At 42.6% G+C, this 17,628-nt stretch carries 16 protein-coding genes; all 16 read left to right on the top strand.

Annotated elements, in window-relative coordinates:
- The first annotated feature begins 3 nt into the window (after positions 1-3).
- The 16 genes from CMM32_11760 to rseP all read left to right on the top strand — a co-directional run bounded on the left by CMM32_11760 (position 4) and on the right by rseP (position 17,592).
- Entirely contained in the window at positions 4-780 is a 777-nt protein-coding gene (locus CMM32_11760; protein ID MBT07564.1) for a pantothenate kinase, read from the top strand.
- Entirely contained in the window at positions 777-2,444 is a 1,668-nt protein-coding gene (locus CMM32_11765; GenBank protein ID MBT07565.1) for a hypothetical protein, read from the top strand. Before CMM32_11760 ends, CMM32_11765 begins: the two co-directional genes overlap by 4 nt.
- 59 nt (positions 2,445-2,503) lie before the next feature.
- Positions 2,504-2,908, top strand: a complete 405-nt coding sequence (gene mce, locus CMM32_11770; GenBank protein MBT07566.1) for a methylmalonyl-CoA epimerase — start codon at positions 2,504-2,506, stop codon at positions 2,906-2,908.
- A 27-nt stretch (positions 2,909-2,935) separates the two neighbouring features.
- Positions 2,936-3,181 (top strand): hypothetical protein, encoded by a 246-nt coding sequence (locus CMM32_11775; protein MBT07567.1) that lies wholly within the window; start codon positions 2,936-2,938, stop codon positions 3,179-3,181.
- 39 nt (positions 3,182-3,220) lie between these two features.
- Entirely contained in the window at positions 3,221-4,540 is a 1,320-nt protein-coding gene (locus CMM32_11780; protein MBT07568.1) for a proline--tRNA ligase, read from the top strand.
- Between the two features lie 54 nt (positions 4,541-4,594).
- The gene (locus CMM32_11785; protein MBT07569.1) at positions 4,595-5,845 is read left to right on the top strand and encodes a lipoprotein-releasing system transmembrane subunit LolC; all 1,251 of its coding nucleotides are present in this window, start codon (positions 4,595-4,597) and stop codon (positions 5,843-5,845) included.
- Positions 5,838-6,536, top strand: coding sequence for an ABC transporter (locus CMM32_11790; protein MBT07570.1), 699 nt, complete (start codon positions 5,838-5,840; stop codon positions 6,534-6,536). The genes CMM32_11785 and CMM32_11790 overlap by 8 nt, the downstream gene beginning before the upstream one ends.
- A 165-nt stretch (positions 6,537-6,701) precedes the next feature.
- On the top strand, positions 6,702-10,157 hold the full coding sequence (locus CMM32_11795) for a DNA polymerase III subunit alpha (protein ID MBT07571.1): 3,456 nt from the start codon (positions 6,702-6,704) through the stop codon (positions 10,155-10,157).
- Positions 10,158-10,344: 187 nt separating this feature from the next.
- Positions 10,345-11,217, top strand: a complete 873-nt coding sequence (gene rpsB, locus CMM32_11800) for a 30S ribosomal protein S2 (GenBank protein ID MBT07572.1) — start codon at positions 10,345-10,347, stop codon at positions 11,215-11,217.
- 71 nt (positions 11,218-11,288) lie between these two features.
- A complete protein-coding gene (locus CMM32_11805) occupies positions 11,289-12,215 on the top strand; it encodes an elongation factor Ts (protein MBT07573.1) in 927 nt (308 codons plus the stop codon).
- A 157-nt stretch (positions 12,216-12,372) separates the two neighbouring features.
- Positions 12,373-13,110, top strand: a complete 738-nt coding sequence (locus CMM32_11810) for a UMP kinase (GenBank protein MBT07574.1) — start codon at positions 12,373-12,375, stop codon at positions 13,108-13,110.
- 16 nt (positions 13,111-13,126) lie between these two features.
- Complete coding sequence (locus tag CMM32_11815) at positions 13,127-13,684, top strand: ribosome recycling factor (GenBank protein ID MBT07575.1); 558 nt, start codon at positions 13,127-13,129, stop codon at positions 13,682-13,684.
- A 4-nt stretch (positions 13,685-13,688) separates the two neighbouring features.
- Positions 13,689-14,420, top strand: a complete 732-nt coding sequence (locus CMM32_11820; protein ID MBT07576.1) for a di-trans,poly-cis-decaprenylcistransferase — start codon at positions 13,689-13,691, stop codon at positions 14,418-14,420.
- On the top strand, positions 14,401-15,228 hold the full coding sequence (locus tag CMM32_11825) for a phosphatidate cytidylyltransferase (GenBank protein MBT07577.1): 828 nt from the start codon (positions 14,401-14,403) through the stop codon (positions 15,226-15,228). Before CMM32_11820 ends, CMM32_11825 begins: the two co-directional genes overlap by 20 nt.
- Before the next feature lie 17 nt (positions 15,229-15,245).
- Entirely contained in the window at positions 15,246-16,418 is a 1,173-nt protein-coding gene (locus CMM32_11830) for a 1-deoxy-D-xylulose-5-phosphate reductoisomerase (GenBank protein ID MBT07578.1), read from the top strand.
- A 34-nt stretch (positions 16,419-16,452) separates the two neighbouring features.
- Entirely contained in the window at positions 16,453-17,592 is a 1,140-nt protein-coding gene (rseP, locus tag CMM32_11835; protein ID MBT07579.1) for an RIP metalloprotease RseP, read from the top strand.
- Positions 17,593-17,628: the final 36 nt, after the last annotated feature.

Consider the following 17,628-nt stretch of genomic DNA (forward strand, 5'->3'; position numbering starts at 1 on the left):
CGGCTGCTGCTATGCATAGATGGAGGGAATACCAATGTGGTTTTTGCGTTATTTGAGAATGATAAAATTCTTAATCAGTGGCGCATGAATACCAATAGCAGAACTACAGCAGACGAATATGGTGTTTGGCTCATAAATTTATTTTCTTTAAGTGGATTCAATATAGATGAGGTAGAGGCTACGGCCATTACCAACGTCGTGCCTTCTATTAGCTTCCAATTAAGGGAATTATGTAAGCGTTATTTTGGTGTCACTCCAATTTGCATAGAGTCTGCGGAAGATGTGCCTATCCCTGTTTTAATTGATAACCCTGCTGAGGTTGGTGCTGATAGACTCGTTAACGCAGTTGCTGCTCATGAGTATTATACAGGAGGGTTAATAGTTATTGATTTTGGGACCGCTACTACCTTTGATGTAGTTAGAGAGGATGGGGCCTACGCCGGGGGTATAATTGCGCCTGGCGTCAACTTGTCATTAGATGCTTTAGATCGGGCAGCTGCCCGCCTCCCTTCCATTTCAATTAAAAGACCCGAACATATTTTGGGCAAGAATACTGTATCTGCGATGCAATCTGGCATGTTTTGGGGGTATGTAAGTTTGATTGAAGGGCTCGTGTCGAGAATTAATATAGAATTTGATACGAAAATGACAGTGATAGCCACTGGAGGATTAGCTCCGTTGTTCCAAACTTCGTGCGAGGTAATTGATTCAATCGATGAGAATTTAACACTTAACGGGTTGAGACTGCTTTACGAAAATATTGCGAGCTCACCAAAATGAAAATTGAAAAAGAGCTTCTATTTCTCCCGCTTGGAGGTGCTGAAGAAATTGGAATGAACCTAAATCTATATGGCTTTGAGGAAAAATGGCTAATGGTCGATTTAGGAGTGGCATTTGGCGAAGATCGACTGCCAGGAATAGATACTATAATGCCAGACCCACAATTCATTGTTGATCGCCGTAAAGATTTACTAGGTTTGGTGTTGACCCATGGGCATGAGGACCATTTGGGTGCCATTAAATATTTATGGCCCCAGCTTAGATGTCCTATCTATGCCACACCATTTACGGCAGAATTGCTTCATTCAAAGTTATCAGAGACTAATTTTAGGAATGAAGTAGGCATAACTAAAGTGTCGTTGGGAGAGAGATTTTCTGTTGGACCTTTTGATCTTGAATTCATAAGCACCACTCACTCAATCCCTGAGCCCAATGCGATAGCTCTGAGAACTGCGTTAGGTACAGTCGTGCATACTGGAGATTTTAAAATAGATCGACAACCATTAATAGGGAAAACTTTTGATAGCGGGACTTTGTCCCGCATTGGTGATGAAGGTGTTTTAGCCGTTGTCTGCGATTCAACCAATGTATTTGAGGAGAAGGAGTCGGGATCCGAAAGTTTGCTAGGAGATACATTTGATAAAATTATTGGGGAGACGGAGGGGATAGTAGGAGTTACTACCTTTGCTTCTAATGTGGCTCGAATAAAGACAATTGTCGAGGCCGCTATCAGAAATGACCGCCACGCAGTGCTTATCGGAAGAAGTTTAATCCGAACAATACAAGTGGCTCGTAAAGCTGGTTACTTAAGTGAATTGCCTGATTTCATTTCTGAAAAAGATGTTAGTTTTCTGCCTCGAGATAAAGTTTTATTGATTTGCACCGGGTCGCAGGGGGAACCTCGGGGTGCGCTCTCACGTATTTCCTATGGTCAGAACCGAAACATTAACCTTAAGTCAGGTGATACAATCATTTTTTCTTCTAAAATTATTCCTGGAAATGAGAAAATGATTGGACGATTGCAAAATCGATTATCTGTGCTAGGTGTCGATGTGGTAACGGAAAGAGATGCTCTGGTGCATGTTTCCGGCCATCCATCCAAGATCGAATTGGCTGAAATGTATGCATTGACTCGGCCAAAGATTGCAATTCCAGTGCACGGTGAACGACGTCATATAGCGGAACACGCCAAGCTTGCTAAAAAGTTACAGATTCCACTAGCAATTCAGGTAAATAATGGTTCTTTGGTCCACCTTGCTCCCGGAAAAGCGCGGGTCATTGATGAGGTCGAATCGGGTAGGTTGGCTCTTAATGGCTCACAAGTTGTGCCAGTTGATAGTACTCTAATCAAAGAGAGAAAAAAGCTAATGCACGGGGGCTTAATTGGTTTGACATTGCTGCTCGGCTCTAAGGGTGATCTAAAAAAATCCCCTAATTTTATAAGTCGTGGGGTGTTTAATGACACTAATGAAAATGTAGCTAAAGATTTATCTGTGGTTGTTGAAAATTCTCTCAAAGAATTCCCAGAAGAGATTATGGGCTCTGACAATCTTTTGGCTAAGGAAATAAAAAAAGTTCTTCGCAGGGTGATTAAAAATAATTGGGAAATTAAGCCAGAGATTGTAGTAGAAATCATGAGAATTGAGGAATCTATAAAAGTGTAACGTTGTAGGATATAGTTTTATAATTCTTTTTAAGCTCAAAAGAAGAGAAAAATTATTTTATGATTGAAAAACTAAACCATGTGGCGATTGTAGTTCCAGATCTTTGTAAAGCAAAGCTTGTTTACGAAGGTGCGTTGGGGGCTAAGGTAAGTGGTGTCAAATCATTACCCGAGCATGGTGTGTCTATACTTTTCGTGGATCTTGGTAATACAAAGATTGAACTTATGCACCCGCTTGGTGATGGTTCACCCATTTCTACATTCTTAGAGAAGAACCCAAATGGTAGTATTCATCATCTTTGTTTTGAGGTCCATAGTATAGATGAAGCATTAGAATTTTTGACCAAGAAAGGGCTTCGTGTTCTGGGAGATGGTATCCCCAAGATTGGGGCTCATGGAAAACCGGTTGTTTTCTTGCATCCTAGAGATTTTTTGGGGACTCTAATCGAGCTCGAGGAAATCTAATAACAGATATAATAAGGCATTCTAAGAATGAGTAATTTAACCACTCTTTTTACATTTTTCATTACTTGGTGGCTTGTTTTATTTACAACCTTGCCTTTTGGGGTAAAACGAGTCGAGAATCCTGAGGACCGCATGGAGGTGGGGGCACCAGAGAAGCCACAATTGTGGCTAAAGATGGGAATTACGACCGCTGTTAGCATAGTATTTACAGGAATTTTGCGTGTCTGCATGGATGCCGGCATAATTTCTCTCAAAGATTTGGCGCTTTTATAACTGGAGAGTTTTAGTGAGTAGTAGCGGGGTGAAATTTCAATGCGATTGACTAATTACTTTCTGCCAACTTTACGGGAGACACCAGCTGAGGCTCAGATAAACTCCCACCGCTTAATGCTACGAGCAGGCCTTATTCGCCAAGCTAGCGCAGGAATTTATTCTTGGCTGCCTATGGGTTATCGAGTGTTACAAAAGATATCTGAGATTGTTCGAGCGGAGCAAAATCGTGCTGGTGCTCATGAAATGCTGATGCCAACACTTCAACTTGCTGAATTATGGAAACGAAGTGGAAGGTATGAAGCTTATGGCCCAGAGATGCTCCGCATAAAGGATCGCAACAATCGAGATATGCTGTATGGCCCAACAAATGAAGAACAAATTACGGAAATAGTATCCGATTCCATTTCTAGTTATAAAGATTTACCCAAGACACTCTTTCATATCCAGTGGAAATTTAGGGATGAGGTTCGTCCGCGCTTTGGGGTAATGCGTGGGCGAGAATTTTTGATGAAGGATGGCTATTCATTTGACTTAAGTCCTAATTTGGCTCGAACGTCATATAATAAGATGTTTATCTCGTACCTTAGAACCTTTGCTCGAATGGGACTAAAGGCTATTCCAATGCGTGCGGATTCTGGTCCAATAGGCGGGAGTATGAGCCATGAATTTATAATATTAGCTGAGACTGGTGAAAGTAAGGTATTTTTTCATTCGGATTATTTGGGTTTTGATGTCTTAAAACAGGAGGTGGATTATACTTCTGACCTTTCACAAGATGTTGCACTCTGGACCAAGTTATACGCGGCTACCGATGAACAACATAATAGCATACTCTTTGACGAGCAGGTGCCTTCAGAGAACCAGCGCGAAGGTAGAGGTATAGAAGTGGGTCATATATTTTATTTTGGGAAGAAATATTCGGATTCAATGAAGGCACAGGTCCTGGACTCCAACGGGGATATGGTGGGGTTAGAAATGGGTTCCTATGGTATTGGTGTTTCTCGCTTAGTAGGGGCAATTATAGAAGCTAATCATGATGAAAATGGGATCATATGGCCGACGCCTGTGGCCCCATATAGAATAGGCATTATTAATTTGAAAGTAGGTTCTAAAGATTGTGATGAAATATGTGAAGAGTTATATGCCCGATTAAAGGAGTTAAAAATTGATGTGTTGTACGATGATAGGGATGCAAGAGCAGGAGCTAAATTTGTAAATATGGATTTAATTGGACTGCCTTTCCAAGTAATAGTTGGCCCAAAAAGTGCTAAAAATAAAATGGTAGAGGTGAAGATAAGAGCAACTAGTGAGCGCTTCGAGAGCGATCTGCCTGGTGCTCTATCCAAAGTTATTGACTAATCAAAAGGGCTTTACAGAGCTTGATAAGCGTAAAATATAGAACGGATGTTGCTAATGTTCAGAAGTTTTGAATTCTGGGTGGCGGCCCGTTATCTTAAATCTAGAAATGGTGATGGCTTTATTTCTTTAATCGCCTGGTTTTCGTTGATTGGTATTGCTCTTGGTGTAGCTACATTGATTATTGTTTTGTCGGTGATGAATGGTTTCCGTCATGAACTTCTAACAAGAGTTCTGGGTATAAATGGACATATAAGTATTGAAGCAAAATCTGGACAAATAGGAATTAAAAATTTTGATGAGACAATAAAATCTGTTACAGGACTGCCCGATGTAACTCATGCTGTTGCTATCGTGGAAGGGCAGGTTTTGATCACCGGGAATGGTAACGCTCGAGGCGCAGTTGTCCGAGGTGTACGAAAACTCGATTTCCGACCAACAGATCTTCTTTTAACGGGCATCATAGCTGGGAGTATGGAGGAATTTGATGGGGGGAATGGCATTGTAATAGGGAGACGTTTAGCTAATTCCCTTGGCGTTAAAATAGGGGATAGCGTAACTATACTTTCTGCAAAGGGGCGCAACACTATCATGGGTGAAGTTCCTAGATCACGTGCTTACAATATTTTAGCTTTATTTGATATAGGGATGTATGAATACGATGCTGGAATAATATACATGCCCTTATCGCATTCTCAAAAATTCTTTTTACAAGACGACCATGTAAATAAAATTGATGTATTCCTTAAAGATCCCGAGTTTGCGAACCATAGTGGTATTAGAGTTGGGGCCGTTATTAATAACGACCTCAGGGTTTATACATGGAAACAAATTCACTCGCATTTTTTTAATGCGCTTCAGGTAGAACGCAATGTCATGTTTTTGATATTAACATTAATTATTCTGGTAGCCGCGTTTAATATACTTTCCAGTCTGATCATGCTGGTTAACAGCAAAACCAAAGGTATTGCTATTTTGCGAACGATTGGTGTTACTCGGGGGTCCATAATGAGGGTCTTTATTATCACGGGTGCATCGATTGGGAGTGTTGGCACTATTTTAGGTTTAGTGCTTGGTCTTTATTTCAGCTATAATATTGATGAGATACGAATTTTTCTGGAAGGTTTCTCTGGAACCGAGTTATGGTCTCCAGAAATCCGGTTTCTTTCTAATTTGCCTGCAATAGTCGATGTAAGTGAGGTAATTTTAGTTGTAGGAATTAGTTTATTTCTCTCTTTCGGAGCTACTATCTACCCTTCATGGCGAGCGTCAAAGTTAGATCCGGTGGAAGTCCTTCGTTATGAATGAGGCAAAAAGTAAAACAATTGTTCAGTTGGATAATGTTTGCAGGAGCTTCCAACAAGGCTCCAGAACTATTGAAGTTCTAAAAAATATTTCGATCAATGTGGAAGCGGGCGAATCTGTTGGTATATTAGGTCCTTCTGGGTCGGGAAAATCAACAATGCTTCATATAGTTGGCCTTCTTGAACCTCCTGATTCTGGCCACGTATTTCTAGACGGCCTTAATAGCAGCTTAATGAAGGACCATGACAAGACCATCCTTCGACGGAAATACTTAGGATTTGTTTATCAATTCCACCATTTGTTGTCTGAATTTTCTGCTATTGATAACGTTATTTTGCCGCAGATAATTGCAGGAAGATCAAAAAAAGAGGCCAGAGATCGTTCAAAGTTATTGCTAGAGAAGGTTGGGCTGATTTCTCGGTCTGAGCATAAACCGGGACAACTATCTGGTGGGGAACAACAGAGAATTGCAATAGCACGAGCATTAGCTAATAAGCCGAAGCTAATAATAGCAGACGAGCCTACGGGTAATCTTGACATGGAAACTGCGGAGAAAGTTACTGATGTCCTTTTTGAAATTCTTGCGAGCGAGGCGGTAGGAGCGATAGTTGCTACACACAATCCTGAATTAGTGGCGCGTTTGGACCATGCTTTCTCTCTACCGGAAATAGGATTAGGTAAACGCGTATCATAGGTCAACTTTACTTATTAAGTTGGGTTTTATCCTTGGTTTGGAGAGGATGATAAAGACGGTCCCTGTCCGTGAAGAGCTCTGATTTTACACGAAATAAATCATTTGTGTGGGGGGTAAATTTCGTAGAGTATTGCAACTGATCTAGGTTTGTAGTGGAACTGCTCGATGCCTCATTCACCATTTGTCCATCTTCGGGTACATAGCGCCTATTCGCTCTCTGAGGGAGCTGTAAAAATTCCCGAACTGGCAATGTTGGCTAAAAGAGGTCAAATGCCAGCTGTAGGTATTACAGATAGTGGAAATTTGTTCGGGGCGCTTGAATTTTCTGCGATGTGTGCCAAAAAAGGTGTTCAGCCGATTATTGGATGCCAAATTGGAATGGTATCGGCTGATTATGGAGAGGGGAGTTCCAGGAACCGGCCAGAAGAACTAGTTTTATTTGTCAAAGATAAAAAAGGTTATGAGAATCTTATAAAGCTGGTAAGTCGATCATTCTTACAAGTGGGTGAAGCACAGTTTCCACAAATTTCTTATGAGGAGCTCGCTGATCATAACCAAGGTTTAATAGCTCTTACGGGTGGGCCAAAGGGAGGGGTCGGGCGTGCTATCCTAAATGGACAGAATGAAATAGCAGAAAAATTATTAAATTTCTTAAAGGAAGTATTTGATGATCGTTTGTATGTGGAAATTATGCGCCACAAACAAAGCGAAGAAATTAGAACGGAATCGATCTTCTTAGATTTAGCTCAAAAGATAAAAATTCCAATAGTTGCCACCAATGAAGTATTTTTTTCTGACCCCGATATGTACGAGGCTCATGAAGCTTTGCTCTGTATCTCCGAAGGTAAAACACTTCATGATGACTCTAGAAGAAGATCCACAACGGAGCACTATTTTAAGTCGGCTGAGGAGATGGAACGGTTATTTTCTGACCTCCCGATAGCTATTGGTAACACTCTTGTGATTGCACAAAGATGCAGTTACATGGTTGAGGAACGTTCCCCTATGCTACCTCGGGCTGGCGGCGCGGCAGATGATGGTAGTGAGAATAATCTGATAACTAATTTGTGTCGGCAAGGACTTAAAGCTCGTCTTGATAACGAAAGGATCCCATCGGCTAATACACAGATTTACAAAGAGCGCCTATCCTATGAATTAGAGGTTATTGAAAGCATGGGATTTGCTGGTTACTTTTTGATTGTTTCTGAATTTATTAACTGGGCCAAAGCCCAAGATATTGCTGTTGGACCAGGACGAGGCTCTGGAGCAGGCTCGGTCGTAGCCTGGTCTCTTGGAATAACTGATTTGGATCCCATAAAGTTTGGTCTTTTATTTGAGAGGTTTTTGAATCCAGAACGAGTCTCAATGCCGGACTTTGATATTGATTTTTGTCAGGAAAGGCGTGATGAGGTCATCCATCATGTTCAAGAACAGTATGGGGAAAATCAAGTCGCTCAAATAATTACTTTTGGAAAACTTCAAGCGCGAGCAGTTATGAGGGATGTAGGTCGGGTCCTGGGTATGCCTTATGGTCAGGTCGATCGCCTATGTAAATTGATTCCTAATAATCCGGCGGCCCCGGTGACTTTGCAAGAGGCCATAAATGGTGAACCAAGACTTGTAGAAGCTCGGAAGGAAGAACAAGGGGTCGGCCGACTCATAAGTATTGCTCTAAAGTTAGAAGGCCTGTACAGGCATGCTTCCACCCATGCGGCCGGTGTGGTAATTGGCGATAGAGCACTGGAGGAACTCGTACCCTTATATAGAGATCCCCGCTCTCAAATGGCAGTAACACAATTTAATATGAAGGATGTTGAAAAGGCGGGATTGGTAAAATTTGACTTTTTAGGACTTAAGACACTCACAGTTCTTCAAAAAGCTTTAAGGCTAGTTAAATCGTCTGGTTTTGAAATTGACTTAGTAAGTCTCCCATTAAATGATAGTTTAACATTTGCTCTCTTATCTTCAGGTGAAACCATTGGTGTTTTTCAAATGGAGAGCAACGGAATGCGTGAAGTTTTACGTAAGCTTAAGCCAGACCGATTTGAAGACATCATTGCCGTGGTCGCTCTCTATCGACCAGGCCCCATGAGTAATATTCCAAGTTATATTGAACGTAAACATGGACGCGAAAAGGTCGAATATTTACATGATAGCTTAAAGCCTATTCTTCACGAGACCTATGGAATCATGATTTATCAAGAACAGGTAATGCAGATAGCACAACAACTTTCTGGGTTCACACTTGGTGAGGCAGATTTGCTGCGACGAGCCATGGGAAAGAAAGACCAAACAGAAATGGATGCTCAACGCCAAAGTTTTGTTGATGGAGCTGAGAAAAATGGGATGACAAAGGTTGAAGCCATTTCAACGTTTGATCAAGTGAATGCATTTGCTGGTTATGGATTTAATAAAAGCCACGCTGCTGCATACGCGCTAGTAGGCTATCAGACCGCTTTTCTAAAGGCTCATCATCCAATCGAGTTTATGGCTGCCCTAATGACACTGGAACAAGGAAATACGGATAAAATTGGGGCTTTGAGACAGGAGCTCGTTCGTTTGGGTGTGGAACTGGCGCCTCCAAGTATCAATTTATCTAATAGTGAGTTTTGTGTCGAGACATCTGAAAAAACCGATAAAGCAAATAAAATTCGGTACGCATTGTCAGCTGTCAAGAATGTGGGGGTTGGCGTAGTTGATGAAATAGTGTCGGAGCGAAATGAAAGGGGACATTTCAAAAATCTTTTTGACTTCGCTAAGCGGCTCGGAAAAATTGCACTAAACAAACGACAATTTATAAATTTGGCTAAAGCTGGGGCTTTTGATTGCTTTAATACAAATAGGGCCCAAGTAGTAGAATCGGCTGAAACGCTTATTCGGTATGGGGATTGGGTCGCTGGCCAGACAGGAAAGGGGCAGGAAAGCCTGTTTCAAGATGGCCAAGGCCTCACAACTCATACGCCCGACCTAGCTATTGTCGAGGAATGGGCTCCCTTTGAACGTTTGCGGGAAGAAGCGGATGCACTAGGTTTTTATCTGTCATCTCATCCTTTAGATGCCTATGGATCCTTGATCGAGGGGCTTGGGGCGATTTCTTATAAATCTCTAGTCGAAGAAGGGATGACAAGTGATTCTGGTGGCAATAGAAAAAAAATAACGATCGTGGTTCAGAAACGAAGAGAACGCAATTCCCGGAGGGGAAGGTATGCCTTTCTTGAAGTCTCTGACCAGACCGCCACCTTTGAAGTGACCATTTTCTCCGAATTACTTTCCCGTAAACGAGAGCTACTAGAAACGGGCACAGCCCTACTGATAGAGGTTTCAGTGCAGAGAGATGACGATACACTACGATTGGTCGCCCAAAAAATAGATTTGTTGGATGATAAAATAAATATGAAAAACAATACCTTAACTGTTTATCTTAAAGAAGATATGGAGATAGATGCCTTAAAATCGGTTATTGAAAGAGATCAGGGTGGTAAGGGTCAGTTACTACTAATTCAACGGCTCGGCCAGAACACAGAAGTTGAGGTAGAAATTGCTGGTACTTACTCGGGAAGCCCCGCTTTTAGGGCGGCACTCAAATCGGTGCCTGGAGTGATAGATGTTCTAGAGCGTTAGATAGACCATGTTTTGGGTCTTGCCATCTGGGTTGGAGCAGGTTAATTCTCAGGGTCTATTGTTTAAGAAATTCTCACGTGAGTTTGGCTGGGGACTTCTAATGTTCTCGGACCGTCCGGTGTTTGCCTTTAGCCATATTGTGCAAACTCTATACTCATGGTGGCTTAACCGGAAAAGGAGTTAATTAATGGCGGTGCCAACGTTTACTATGCGACAATTGTTGGAATCTGGTGTTCATTTTGGACATCAAACCAGTCGATGGAACCCAAAAATGAACTCATACTTATTTGGGGTTCGAAATGGTGTTCATATTATAGATCTGCAACAAACAGTTCCTCTACTCTATAGAGCGCTCGAATTTGTCCATGAAATCGCATCTAATGGTGGACGGGTACTATTTGTGGGAACCAAGAGACAGGCGGCAACGCCAATTGCGGAGGCAGCTGGCCGATGTGGGCAATACTTTGTAAATCATCGTTGGCTAGGAGGCATGCTCACAAATTGGAAAACGATCTCTAACTCGATATCTAGACTGAAAAAACTTGATGAACAGCTTTCAGAAGAAAATTTAGGCCTCACAAAGAAAGAGTTATTAAACCTCACAAGAGAGCGCGAGAAGCTAGAGCGATCGCTTGGAGGTATTCGGGAAATGGGCGGACTGCCTGATGTGATTGTTGTCATCGATACGAACAAAGAAGAGATTGCTGTTCATGAGGCTAATAAGTTGAACATTCCAGTCATAGCTGTGGTAGATAGTAATTCTAATCCCGAAGGTGTCCAATTTCCTATCCCTGGTAATGATGATGCGACTAGGTCCATTACTACCTACTGTGAGCTTATAACTCAATCAATTTTATCAGGTTTGCAGAAGGAGTTGGCAGCATCGGGAGTGGATATAGGGGCCAATGAGGAAATTGTAGAGGAAGGCCTTCCTGATCTGAAGGAAGAGGAGAAATCTCTTAGTGGCGTGGGTCAGTCAGACCCAGGGGAACAGTCCGAACCTTATACGGCAACAAGTGAGGTGATTGATCCTAGCTTGAGTGAAAAAAAGAGTGATTAAAAATTGGATTAAGCATGATGATCCGAGACCATAATTTTTGGAAATACGCCAACACCAATAAGAGGTAACAGATGTCACAAATTAATGCCTCCCTAGTAAAAGAACTGAGGGAATTGACTAGTGCTGGGATGATGGACTGTAAGAAGGCACTTACGGAGACCCAAGGTGATATTGAGCAAGCCATAGATTGGTTAAGAAAGAAAGGACTTTCATCTGCGGCGAAAAAGGCAGCCAGGGTGGCATCGGAAGGCTTAATAGCTTTGTCGCTACGGGATGGCGTGGGTTCAATGGTGGAAGTAAATTCAGAAACTGACTTTGTTGCGCGTAATGCTGAGTTTCAAGAATATGCGGTAAAAACGGCTGAGGTGGCGTTGACAAATGGCAAAGAAGTGGAAGTTCTTTCCGGGGCGCATTTTCCTGATTCGGGACGTTCTGTTGGCGAGGAACTGTTAGAGATGGTGGCAAGAATTGGGGAAAATATGGTTTTAAGAAGAAGCGCCCGACTGGAAGTGGAGCAGGGCGTTGTGGCAGGTTACTTGCATAACACAGTAGTGCCACATGCTGGTAAAATAGGGGTACTAGTTGGTCTCCAGTCTACTGCAGATAAGAATGCACTCAATGAGTTTGGGCGAAAGTTAGCTATGCATATCTGTGCAGCTCGTCCTATAGCTGTAAATAAAGACGCTATTGATGAAGTTTTGATAGAGAGAGAACGAGCGGTTCTCCGGGAACAAGCTCAAGGCAGTGGAAAGACTCCTCAAATAATAGAGAAAATGGTAGAAGGTCGGCTACGTAAATACTATGAGGAGGCCTCACTCGAAGATCAGACCTATGTTGTCGATGGAGAAACTAAAATTAAGAAAGTTGTTGAAAAATTTGAAAAGGAATCAGGGGTGGACGTCAGTATTACTGAGTTTGTCCGATTTGAACTTGGCGAAGGAGTCGAGAAGGAGACAGAGGACTTTGCGGCAGAAGTTGCTGCGCAGATCAAGAAGTAGATACACTGCTCTGGTTTGGCAAAGTATTTTATGAAGGTTTTGGTAGTAAAACTTTATTTTTTGCCATCTTCCTGATGACTAAACCCGTTAGATCAATCTAGAAATGATTTTAGAAGACTCAATATGTTGATAGGATTGTAGACGAGTGTCCGCCTTAATGAAACGTCCCCTGAAAAAAGGCAAACCTAACCGGGTGTTGCTGAAAGTATCCGGTGAATCCCTTATGGGGGAAAGAGATTTTGGCCTAGATTACGATTCCCTTCACAGGATTGCTGAAGATATTTTTGCGGTACACTCTACTGGTGTACAGGTGTGCCTAGTTGTTGGAGCAGGAAATATTTTTCGTGGATTATCTGGCTCGGAAATGGGGATAGAGCGCACTACTGCAGATGGCATGGGCATGTTGGCGACTGTCATAAATTCCCTGGCAATGCAAAGTGTTCTCGAGGGGATTGGGGCGGATACACGGGTGCAATCGGCTATTCCTATAAATAGTATTTGTGAGCCATATATTCGACGAAAGGCAGTTCGGCATTTGACGAAAGGCAGGATAGTTATCTTTGCGGCCGGCACGGGTAATCCCTTTTTTACTACCGACACAGCAGCGGCGCTTCGTGCAGCTGAAATGTCGTGTGATCTCCTATTAAAGGGCACCCAAGTGGATGGGGTTTATACGAAAGATCCCAAACTAGAGCCATCTGCAGAAAGATATGATAGACTTTCTTTTACCCGAGTACTGCGGGAAGACCTTAAAGTTATGGATGCTGCAGCTATTTCTTTGGCTAGGGACAACAACATTCCTATAATGATTTTCTCGATACACGATAATGGTGCGTTTAAGGAAATTATTGATGGAAATGGTAAATTTACATTGATAGATGGTTCAACTGAGTAATCGGGAGAAATCTGTTATGTCTGATTTCGAAATAGATGATTTAGGGAGGCGAATGCAGGGAGCAATTGCTGTTTTTGTCGAGGAACTACAGGGACTACGCACGGGGCGTGCCTCCGTAGGGTTGCTCGAGCCAATAGTAGTTGAAGCCTATGGAAGTAGTACGCCTTTGAGTCAAGTGGCTACGATAAGCGCTCCCGAGCCTCGTCTATTAACAGTCCAAGTATGGGATAAAACCTTGGTTAAGGCCGTGGAGACGGGTATTTTGTCAGGAAATTTGGGTGTGAACCCTGTTTCAGAGGGGCAACTGATTAGAGTTCCAATACCAGAGCTCACGGAGGAACGAAGGAAAGAGTTGGCAAAAATCGCGCATCAATATGCAGAACAAGCCCGTATTTCAGTTCGTAATGTACGGAGAGACGGGATGGATATTCTAAAAAAAGAGGAGCGCTCAGGGATCATATCCAAGGATGAGCATCATACGATTTCTGCTGAAGTCCAGAAACTCACAGACACAAATATTGCTAAAGTGACCGAGCTTTTGGAAAGTAAAGAGCAAGAGATCTTGCAGGTCTAGTAGAATGGCTGTTCCAGCCCATGAGGATGAGTCTCGTCTACCTCGACACGTAGCCATAATTATGGATGGGAATGGTCGATGGGCTACAAGAAATTCGCTTCCCAGATCTGCTGGTCATCGCAAGGGAGCACAAACAGTACAAATGGCAGTGGAAGTATGCTGCCGACTTGGGATTTCATATCTGACCCTATTTGCGTTTTCTTCGGAGAATTGGAAGAGACCAAAGAGTGAAGTTCAAACTCTCATGGGTCTTCTGCGTTTTTACTTGCGGGATGAAATTGATAAATTATCTGACTCCGGTGTTCGACTGAAAGTTATAGGTGAAAAAAAGAGACTTGAAGGGGATATCCAAAAATTAATTCGCTCTGCTGAGAATCGTACAAAAAGAAATAATAAACTTAATCTTACGGTTGCCCTCGATTATGGCGGAAGACAGGAAATCATGAGGGCGGTAAAAAGTATTGTCGCAGATGTTGCTGTTGAGAAATTTGATATAGATAATCTTGATGAGAAAAAATTTGAAACTTATCTTGAAACTGTAGGAATCCCCGAACCAGATTTGCTGATTAGAACAAGTGGGGAACGCAGAATAAGTAACTTTCTTTTATGGCAGTCTGCCTATTCTGAACTCGTATTTGTTGACACCCTTTGGCCAGATTTTGAAGAGCGAGACTTTTTGTTAGCTATCAAGGAGTTTTCGGAGAGAGATCGGCGTTATGGTGGGACCAGAAGTTAACTTGAAATTTTCACGAAACCTTCAACTGCGGCTTTTCTCGGCAGTTTGTATATTGCCAATTCCAATTTTGGTGATATGGAATGGTTCATGGATATTTGCTATTTTTGTAGGCCTTCTAGGAAACTTCCTGATGCGAGAGTGGAATAGATTGATTGGACTAGGCCAGATAACTAGCATTAGTTATGTCGGCCCGGCTTTGTTGGGGTTATCTATTTTGGTATTTTGGTCGTCTAATCTTTGGATGGCTTTTCTTTGCGTAGTTGGGGCGGTTTTTGTTAACTTTTTGGTTGGAATTAGAAATAATTGTAGCAAGGTTTTGAGCCTCTTGGGGTCAATTTATGTATTCTTACCTTGCGCCTGTGTTATTTGGATACGGGAATTTCCGCAGATAGGCTTGGCACTAATGTTTTGGTTGCTTATTGTTGTTTGCTCGACAGATACGGGCGCTTATTTCTTTGGGAAAATGGTGGGTGGTCCCAGGCTTGCGCCACGAATCAGCCCTGGTAAAACATGGGCGGGACTACTCGGAGGGGTGATTTGTGCTGGTCTCTTTGGAACACTGTTTGGAGTGCTTTGGTATGACTTTCCTATGGCGCTAAAGCTTTGGGAGTGGACAGGGCTTGCTATCCTAGTAGCAGGAGCAGCACAAATAGGAGATCTCGTTGAATCTTGGCTGAAACGACAGATGGGTGTTAAAGACAGTGGTAAAAGTATTCCCGGACATGGGGGACTACTAGATAGACTAGATGGTTTTATGGTGAGTGCGCCAGTATTTACGGCCATGATGTTACTCATTGATTTAGACTGACTGATTGCCACAAAAGTATGAACAAGCAGGAAGAACCGCGAACAATAAGTATTTTAGGCTCAACGGGGTCAATTGGCTCCGACACAATCTCTGTATTACAGTCTACATCGACTAAGTACCGCGTACTGGCCATTACCGCCCATGAAAGCGTTGAGTTGTTGGCTCAACAGGCGTATGCGTTAGAACCAGAATTTGTAGTAATTGCTAATAAGGAGAAATATCGTGAGCTAAAAAGACTCTTATCGGGCACCAAAAGTAGGTTAGGTGCGGGGGATGAGGGGTTGCTCGAGGCCGCGTCTCTTAAAACTAACTGGACCATGGCGGCTATAGTGGGAGCGGCAGGATTAAAACCAGTATTAACAACAATTGCCCATGGTGGAACCGTCGCGCTTGCCAATAAAGAAAGTTTGGTTTGTGCAGGAGAATTATTGGCTTTTGAGGCAAAAAAAAGTGGGGCAACTTTGTTGCCTGTGGATTCCGAACATAATGGGGTTTTTCAAAGCTTTGATTTCAACAATCCGGAAAGCGTCGAAAAGATATACCTTACGGCGTCTGGAGGACCTTTCTTAGATTGTAACAAGGATGATTTGCAACGTGTAACCCCGGAGCAAGCAGTGAAACATCCCAATTGGGACATGGGTCCAAAAATATCGGTGGATTCCGCGACTATGATGAATAAGGCTTTGGAAGTGATAGAGGCCTTTCACTTATTTCCTATTAATATCAATCAAATATCTGTTTTAATTCATCCGGAATCTATCATCCATAGCATGGTCTCCTACTGGGATGGTTCGTTTCTTGCCCATCTTGGGAATCCCGACATGAAGATCCCAATCGCTTATGCGTTGAGTTGGCCCAGAAGGATGCCGTTAAGGGGGTCCAGGCTGGATATTACCGATGTAGGAAAACTAACGTTCCGCCGAGCATCCCAACAGCAATTCCCTGCCTTGCGACTAGCCAATGAGGTATTGGAGGAGGGGGGAGGGTCCGCGATAGTAATGAATGCTGCCAACGAAGTAGCAGTGCAGGCTTTTCTCCAATACGAAATATCTTTTATATCAATTCTTAAGATAGTTGAGGCTAGTCTGGCAAGAATTCAGTATAATAAAGCTGACAGCATAGAAGAAATCATGTCCATAGATAATGAGGCCCGTCGCATGGCACGGAATCTGATAGCTGCTCTAGACTGATGAGCAAAATAGACCCGTTGGAGGAAAATAGCTTATGGAGCTAATGACTGGTTTTGCCCACAATATTTTTTGGTTTTTGGTGGTTTTGACCCTGGTAGTTTTCATTCATGAGCTCGGTCACTATTCTGTAGCAAAAATGTGTGGAGTGAAGGTTGAGGTTTTTTCAGTTGGATTTGGGCGGGAAATTTTTGGCGTAACGGATAAAGCTGGAACTCGATGGAAATTCAGTTTCCTCCCACTTGGGGGGTACGTAAAATTTTATGGCGATTTAGGTTATTCGGGAGAGAAAGATCAGTCAGCAGATGCGGAAATGAGCGATGAAGAGCGCAAACTATCGTTCCATTACAAATCTCTCGGACAGAAAAGTGCAATTGTGGCCGCCGGCCCATTAGCCAATTTGTTGTTAGCGGTAGTGATCTCGACCTTAATTTTCTCGGTAGTGGGAAGGTCCTATACTCCGCCTGTAATTGATGTGGTAATGGAAGGAAGCGTTGCTGATTTGTCTGGTATTCAGCCTGGTGACCGCATAGTGAAAATAGGGAATAAGAAAATAAATCGATTTGAGGAAGTTCAACAAGTCGTAATGTTCAATCCTGGAAAGATGCTAGATTTCACAATAGATCGGGAAGGAAAGCTAATTTTTCTTCCTGTCGCCCCGGCCCGTTCAGAGTTCGTGGATCCTATTACAGGCAATACTCATGAGATCGGATTATTGGGGGTAAGCGTGGATGGCCGAGAGGTAGAGAAAGTATCTTTCGCGGCATCTGTTGTTGAGGCGGTTACCCACACCTACTCCATTTCAATTCAAACGTTACAAGGAATTGGACAAATTATTACACTTACAAGGAGTGCAAAGGAACTTGGTGGTCCAATTTTGATTGCCCAGTTGTCTGGAGCTCAGGCTGCCAACGGCCCGGTTTCATTTTTTGGATTCGTCGTAGTTTTGTCGATTACCCTTGGGCTAATAAACTTTTTTCCTATCCCGATGTTAGATGGAGGGCATTTGTTATTTTATTTTGTGGAATTGGTTCGTGGGAAACCACTGGGGGCAAGAATCCAGGAATATTTTTTTAGAATGGGTTTTGCCATTGTTATCATGATAATGGCGTTTGCTATTTTTAATGACCTTTCTCGACCCAACGTTGTTGAGTTTTTTTCTCAGATAATTAGTTGATTTGTGTATGTTTGGATTAGTCGTTGTGAGAAGACT

Source organism: Rhodospirillaceae bacterium, assembly GCA_002728255.1.
Classification (GTDB): domain Bacteria; phylum Pseudomonadota; class Alphaproteobacteria; order UBA7887; family UBA7887.